Source organism: Streptomyces iranensis (genome assembly GCF_017874715.1).
GTDB classification, from domain to species: domain Bacteria; phylum Actinomycetota; class Actinomycetes; order Streptomycetales; family Streptomycetaceae; genus Streptomyces; species Streptomyces iranensis.
On record NZ_JAGGLR010000003.1, the window covers coordinates 480014 to 483848 of the forward strand.

5 protein-coding genes are annotated in these 3835 nt (G+C 56.1%); all 5 read right to left on the bottom strand.

Annotated elements, in window-relative coordinates; all coding sequences use genetic code 11:
- Positions 1-71 precede the first annotated feature (71 nt).
- The 5 genes from J2Z30_RS08015 to J2Z30_RS08035 all read right to left on the bottom strand — a co-directional run bounded on the left by J2Z30_RS08015 (position 72) and on the right by J2Z30_RS08035 (position 3748).
- Entirely contained in the window at positions 72-560 is a 489-nt protein-coding gene (locus J2Z30_RS08015) for a nuclear transport factor 2 family protein (protein WP_245387704.1), read from the bottom strand.
- Between the two features lie 102 nt (positions 561-662).
- Positions 663-1496 carry a mycofactocin-coupled SDR family oxidoreductase gene (locus tag J2Z30_RS08020; RefSeq protein WP_078957138.1) on the bottom strand — a complete coding sequence of 278 codons (834 nt, stop codon included), beginning with the start codon at positions 1494-1496 and terminating at the stop codon, positions 663-665.
- 149 nt (positions 1497-1645) lie between these two features.
- Entirely contained in the window at positions 1646-2068 is a 423-nt protein-coding gene (locus tag J2Z30_RS08025) for an allene oxide cyclase barrel-like domain-containing protein (protein ID WP_078957139.1), read from the bottom strand.
- A gap of 28 nt (positions 2069-2096) precedes the next feature.
- Positions 2097-2456, bottom strand: coding sequence for a nuclear transport factor 2 family protein (locus tag J2Z30_RS08030; RefSeq protein ID WP_078957140.1), 360 nt, complete (start codon positions 2454-2456; stop codon positions 2097-2099).
- A gap of 38 nt (positions 2457-2494) precedes the next feature.
- The gene (locus J2Z30_RS08035; protein WP_044580004.1) at positions 2495-3748 is read right to left on the bottom strand and encodes a cytochrome P450 family protein; all 1254 of its coding nucleotides are present in this window, start codon (positions 3746-3748) and stop codon (positions 2495-2497) included.
- Between the last annotated feature and the right edge of the window lie 87 nt (positions 3749-3835).

Below are 3835 nucleotides of genomic sequence, written 5' to 3' on the forward strand. Positions count from 1 at the left end.
GGCAGCTATCTCAAGAACAGGACCCGCGCCTGATATGTCCGTTACCAACGCGATCGATCCGAACGTCGGCGTCATGGCGTAGCTGTCCGAACTTCTGATTCAGCGTTGTCTGTCGGAAATTGGAAGTTGCCAACTTCCGGCTTGGTCAACGGGATCACTTTGCGACTGGAGAACTTCCACATCCCATTCTCGTGAACGTATTGATCCTGGTAATATGCGGTAGCCCGAGAGGACCCGCCGGCCCGCACATCGCCCTGGGCGAAGACAGTGCAGGTACCGGAAGCCCTGGATTCAAAAATCTCGTTGATGACGTGATTGGTCGTCAGATGGCAAAGATTCTCCATCTGTCCGTAAATCTCAGTCTCGAAGTGCTGCCGAATTTCGTCTTTCCCAGTGGCTTTTCCCAGCCCGAAGTCTTCTTCATCAAAAACCGGACTCGTGTCGCTCCACAGCTCCATCAGAAGATCGAGTTGGCGAGTATCGAGCCGATGAGCATATTTGGCCGTCAGCTCAATAATTTCGAGTCGATTGACTATCGACGAGAGTGTGCTCTCCGTCATGATGAAACAGCCTCCGATGACTTGTTCGTGCACTGAAATGCATGACAGATCTGTGATTCTTTGGGATGCTTCGGGGTTCTATCCGTGGACCATCACCAAATCCTATTGCAATTTGTTGGGAATCATCATTCCGGCGTCCACGGGAAGGGTGATCCCGGTAATGTTCCGTGCCTCATCCGATGCCAGATACAGCACTGCGTCGCTGATTTCTCGCGGGTCTATCCAGCCAGTGGGCAACGCGCTCATTTCTTTCATTACATTGTTTGCGGCCTCGGGCGTCGGATCGGAGACTTCGGGTAGGTAGATTTTCCGCATCGTGGCATTGTTGACCATCGGCGTGTCGACATTTCCCGGATTTACCGAATTCACGCGTATGTTGTATTGTGCCAGCTCTACTGCCAGGGCACGCATCAACCCGACCACGCCATGCTTGGATGCGGTGTAGTGCGCCATGGTCGGCACGCCGATCAACCCTGATACGGAGCTGATGAAGACTATTGATCCACCTTCATTCCGTTCGATCATGTGGGGAATCACTGCTTTAACGGTTTTCCACGATCCCGTTAGATTGACGTCGATCATTTCTTGCCAGGCCTCTTCAGCGAGCTCCCATGCGAACCCAAAGCCGGATATTCCAGCATTTGCGCATACGACGTCTATGTGGCCGAACTCAGCTATCGCCTCATCGACTACGCTCTGCAACTCCTTGAGGTTGCGCGTATCCGCCTGGCGTGCAATGACCCGTTGGCCCAGCTGTTCAACGAGTTGCTTCGTTGAAGCAAGATCTTGACTGTCCGCTCCCGGATGCGGCGCAGTTTCAAGGTCTGCGCACAGGTCGACGGCTACGATATCTGCCCCTTCTTCGGCGAGTCGCACCGCATGCGAACGTCCCATTCCGCGCGCGGCTCCAGTGATCAGTGCGACTTTTCCGGCCATCCGACTCAATTCCAGACCTCCACGTCAGAAAAAGGAAACCTCGATTCGCGGCGGAATGCACGACATCATGAGCTCGAGTACCCCTCATGATGTCGTGACCTCACCCGCACTACATTGGCGCCTGTTGTCGGGCTCGCACCGCGTATCATTCACTCAGCAGTTGCAAACATGATCAGTTTGACTTCGGCTCCTTCTTGCTTACCGAGATCGTAAGGACGCCAAGCCATGAAACCTGTTTGGCCGAGGTAACGGCCACTAACACCTACACTCGGATAATAAGCCCAGCCTCCTGACAGAAGGGATCCCAGATCGATCCAACCGGCAACCCGGATCGTTCCGGACCCGTCCTCGAAGACGACTTCGTTGGTCAGATAAGCCATGAACTGGTTGTCGGATTCTCGCTGATAGAGAACCTTGTATCCACCTGAGGTGGTGGCCACTTTTTCACCGGACTTGGTGAACAGGGCGTGCTGGTAGCTGCCACTCTGGCCAACTTGGATATTTTGAAGGTCCTCGATGTCAGTGGTGGCGCTGATTGTTGTCTCGACCAGATCCTCGTAGCTGTTGAGCATAACTTTGGCCCTTTCTTGATTGAGTGTTTCAGATCTTGCGATAGACGTCTTTGAGCACGATTTTGCCGTCGCTCAGGATGAAGAGGTCAACCCCACGATTAACCACCTTTCCGTCCTTGGTCTCCACGGTCCACCGAACCAGCCCCAGGTTCTCGCCGAGCATGATCGGCGATTCGAACTTCCCGTCGACCCCAGAGGCGATCATTTCTTTACGCATCGCGTTCATACTGTTGATCAGATCGCCGATCTGATCCTTGGTGTGGACCGTCCCGAGTCCGTCTCCGTCGGGCGTGATCCACTGTCCGTCATCGGCGAAACATTCGACGGCAGTCTCGATGTCGCCGGCCCCCGAACTCTCGAAGAATCGGTCGATCACTTCTGCTGACATAGATCCGCTCCATTCTCGTCGTGGAAGGTGTTCATGGGTCATGCGTGCAACTTCACCGGTAGCCGCTCCAAGCCACGGAATTGCAAGGTGTAACGCCAGCTTAGTCGATCCAGCGGCTCGGCCGCTTCCCAATGCGGAAACTTATCCAATAGCCGAGCCAGCACGATCTCACCCTCCAGTCGTGCCAACGGCGCGCCGACACAATGATGGATACCATGACCAAAGGCCAGGTGGGTAGCAGCATTACGGCGTATGTCCAGCCGGTCCGGTTCCGCGAACCGATCCGGATCCCGATTCGCCGAGCACAGCGCCAGAAATACCACCTCGCCGGCGGGGACAACAGTATCGCCGATCTCCACGGGTTCGGTGGTGTAGCGCAATGTGGAAAGGTTCAACGGACTTTCGTAACGCAGAAACTCTTCCACCGCGTTCGGTATCAGGGTGGCATCCCCGCGCAACAGCTCTAGCTGTTCAGGATGGGTCAGCAGAGCGTACACCGAGCTGCTGATCAAGTTCGCGGTGGTCTCGTACCCCGCGTTCATCATCAGGAAGATAGTGGAAAGTAGCTCGGACTCGTCGAATCGCTCCTCGTTGTCCGGATTGATCATTGCGTTGATCAGGTCGTCCGCGGTGTCATGACTTCTCATCTTCTCGGTAATCAAGTTCCGGAAGTACTCGAGCGACGCCATGTATGCCCGATATTTTTCCGACGGCTCCGAATCGACACTGGTCAGCGTGCGATTCCACCGACGAAGATCGTGGTGGGCGGCGCGAGGTACGCCGAGTAGTTCGCCGATCACCGCAATGGGAATGGCCATCGCCACCGACTCCACCAGGTCGATCTCGGTTCCAGTGGGGATCGAACCAAGCAGCTGATCGGTAAGTTCCTCGATCCGCGTGCGCAGATTCTGTGTCCGGCGCATCGTGAACGCCCTGCTGAACATCCGGCGTAACCGCGAATGCTGCGGCGGATCGCTGAACAGCATGCTCTCTGATGTGATCGACTCGCCCGAGACGTCCTCCGTACTGTGTTTGGCAATGATCGGTGCGGCACCCCCGGCTGCTTTCGAGAGTCTGGGATCGGCCAGTAGCCGACGCACATCGCTGTACTCGGTGACCAGCCACGCATGCAGGCCTGTGCTCAACGTCTTGATGACGAGCCGCCGAGGGCCCGTCCCGGCCCGCATCTCACGGTAGGTCAGGTACGGGTCCTGGATGAAATCCCAGCTCAATAGGTCGGCCTCGGCGGATGTACCGGTGCCGGACGTGTCGGCCCCTGTGGAGTCAGTCATGGGGGGTGTCCTTTGTCCTCAGGTGTCGAAGCGAAGGAATCAACTGATCTGGCAAGTCATGTTGAGCCTCAGCGCACTGGTCTCGGT

What these genes read in the sequence shown, in the direction of transcription:
- J2Z30_RS08025 (WP_078957139.1), bottom strand. Translation starts at nt 2,068, where the DNA reads ATGCTCAACAGCTACGAGGATCTGGTCGAGACAACAATCAGCGCCACC.
- J2Z30_RS08015 (WP_245387704.1), bottom strand. Translation starts at nt 560, where the DNA reads ATGACGGAGAGCACACTCTCGTCGATAGTCAATCGACTCGAAATTATT.
- J2Z30_RS08030 (WP_078957140.1), bottom strand. Translation starts at nt 2,456, where the DNA reads ATGTCAGCAGAAGTGATCGACCGATTCTTCGAGAGTTCGGGGGCCGGC.
- J2Z30_RS08035 (WP_044580004.1), bottom strand. Translation starts at nt 3,748, where the DNA reads ATGACTGACTCCACAGGGGCCGACACGTCCGGCACCGGTACATCCGCC.
- J2Z30_RS08020 (WP_078957138.1), bottom strand. Translation starts at nt 1,496, where the DNA reads ATGGCCGGAAAAGTCGCACTGATCACTGGAGCCGCGCGCGGAATGGGA.